Origin of the sequence: Bacillus sp. CGMCC 1.60114 (assembly GCF_042676365.1) — a bacterium.
In the GTDB taxonomy this organism is placed as follows: Bacteria; Bacillota; Bacilli; order Bacillales; family Bacillaceae_G; genus Bacillus_A; species Bacillus_A rhizoplanae_A.
On sequence record NZ_JBHTHG010000080.1, the window covers coordinates 1 to 2,565 of the forward strand.

2 protein-coding genes are annotated in these 2,565 nt (G+C 36.8%); both read left to right on the forward strand.

What is annotated here, in order from left to right; all coding sequences use genetic code 11:
• Positions 1 to 738 precede the first annotated feature (738 nt).
• Positions 739 to 1,254 carry a MerR family transcriptional regulator gene (locus ACFQZ1_RS11765; RefSeq protein WP_377882359.1) on the forward strand — a complete coding sequence of 172 codons (516 nt, stop codon included), beginning with the start codon at positions 739 to 741 and terminating at the stop codon, positions 1,252 to 1,254.
• Between the two features lie 2 nt (positions 1,255 to 1,256).
• Positions 1,257 to 2,198: an SRPBCC family protein gene (locus tag ACFQZ1_RS11770; RefSeq protein WP_377882360.1), complete on the forward strand. Its 942-nt coding sequence runs from the start codon at positions 1,257 to 1,259 to the stop codon at positions 2,196 to 2,198.
• Positions 2,199 to 2,565 lie beyond the last annotated feature (367 nt).

The following is a 2,565-nucleotide window of genomic DNA, read 5'->3' on the forward strand; positions in this document are numbered from 1 at the left end:
GGCTCCTGCTGCAATAACAATCATAACGATAGAGATGCTTAGGGAAACAACTTTATTGGGAATCAACCTAGCAGAGTTTGCCCAAAGTAAGGAAATGGTTGCCAGCCATGCTAGACCGATAATATAATTCCAACCTGTTTTTTTGGTCATAATTTGTTCACCTCTTTTTTTCCTAATTGTACCATTTGAGAAAACCAATTTGTTTAGATTTTTGAATGTATATCTTATACATTCTCGGTTAACATAACGTAACATTATAGGTAGCAAAGAAAAAGGCGTCCCCTTATTCTCACAAGGGATTCGCCTTTTTCTTTTTCTATGATTCTATGCATCTTTTTATACATTCCTATTCTGGTGCGCTTTTTGGCTTCCCGATGGTTCCCTATGTCTCCCTATTTTTTGTATAAAATTTTGCATGCTCTTAGCGTGGGGTTTTTCCGAGATGCTGGCGGTGTAAAGTGACAAAAAAGTTGTTTAATTTACAATAAAGTCGTTTGAAAAATAATAAAGTTGTTTAAAAAAATGCGAGTCATTCTATTCAACAATCGGGCCAGATTGTTGAAGAATCATGAACAGTAAACATACTGGTTAAAGATTGTTTGTGAAAAGTTACACTTAAGCTATCGAGGTAGGATAAAGATTTTCTCATGATTCAAAAAAATTTATTTTCCTTTGACTCTTACGTGACGTAACGGTTTATAGTGAAGATACCGGTAAAAATTCTCGCAAAATAAGGGGGTGGTTATTTTAGTTTCAGGTAAGAAGAAATGGAAGACAGGGGAACTTGCAAAGTTAACAGGTTTAACGATTCGGACCTTGCGGTATTATGACCAAATTGAATTGTTCTCACCATCAGACTATTCAGAATCAGGATATCGCCTATATAACGCCACAGATCTTTCGCGGTTACAGCAAATTCTTAGTCTAAAAGATTTAGGATTAACGCTAGAGGAAATTAAATCGATCCTGGCCGACGATACGTATAACCCTATTGAAGTGGTGACTCTTCAAATAGAACGTTTAAGAGAAAATATAAGAGTTCAACAGAAGCTGTTAAAAGATTTACAAAATGTATCTGAGATTTTGCAAACGAAAGAGACATTGACGGTTCAAGATTTTACAAATTCAATTGGAATGATGAAAAAAAGTCATGAAAATTATTTTTACGGGCGCCAAAAGAATATGGAGTGCCAATTTGATCGACTTGGCGAATTCCTTTCTAATCATCCGTCTCACCAAAAAAGGAGGAAGTGAGAATGAAAAGACACTTTGCAACACACGATACCTTTGTTATTGAAAAGGTGTATAATTTCACACCTGAAGTGGTATTCGCTGCATGGGCGGACCCAGAGCTTAAAGCAAAATGGTTCACTGAGGCGGAAGAGTTTGATTTTCGAGAGGGTGGACAAGAGATAAATCATGGCGGCCCTCCAGGAGGTCCTGTTTACACATTTAAGGCTCACTATCAGGAGATCATTCCTTACCACCGTATTGTCTATTCTTACACCATGGATCTCGATGAAACGCGAATTTCCGTTTCTGTAGCAACGGTCGAGTTTAAACAAATTGATGAAGGAACACACCTGATTTTTACCGAGCAAGGCGCATTCCTAGACGGCCATGATACAGCTGCAGTTCGTGAGCACGGGACAAGTATTTTGCTGGATCAGCTTGGTGAACAGTTGAAAAATAATCAAGAGTTAAGAGTATCCTCTGAGGTATCGAATATTATTAACTCTCCTGAACCAATCTCTGATCGTGAGATTGTCAACACACGTATCTTCAATGTGCCGCGTGAAATCATGTTCAAAGCATTCAGTGACCCGAATCATTTGGAAAAATGGTGGGGACCCGAGGGCTTTACTAATACGTTTCATGAGTTCGATATGCGACCAAACGGTATTTGGCGTTTCATTATGCATGGACCCAATGGTGTAGATTATGAGAATAAATCCATCTTTTCCGAAATAATTGAACCTGAAAAGATTGTTATCCACCATCTGGGGCCAATACATGAATTTTTACTAACCATTACATTTGCTGAGAAAGAAGGTAAAACCGAACTTATATGGCAAATGCTCCACAAATCAGTTAAAGAATGCGAAAAAGTGAGAAGTTTCTGTTACGAAGCCAACGAACAGAACTTTGATCGACTTGAGGCGGAACTGACTAAAATGGTTAACGGATTGCAACACTAATTTAATTTTATTAAAATAGGCGCTAACATAGAAATTTTACTTATTCAGCTAAAGGGCGCTTTTTTTGAATAAAACTTAGATTTTTAAACGACTTTATTGTTATATTTTTTGTTGTAGTGAAATATCTTACATCAAAAATTAAACAACTATATTTTTAACCCCGTCCTAAATTTAGAACGGGGTTATGCTTGTTTGAGCTTTTAAAATTAAATAGATTTATTGTAATTTTACAAGTGAATCACTCTTAAGTGCAAAATCCAATGAGCCCATGTGCCATAAGAGTTCTACCCATTTTTGAAAATTGGTATGAAACAAGACCGGTGGTTCACTGCAAAAGGGTAGAAATGTGATATGATGCTTCTGTAGA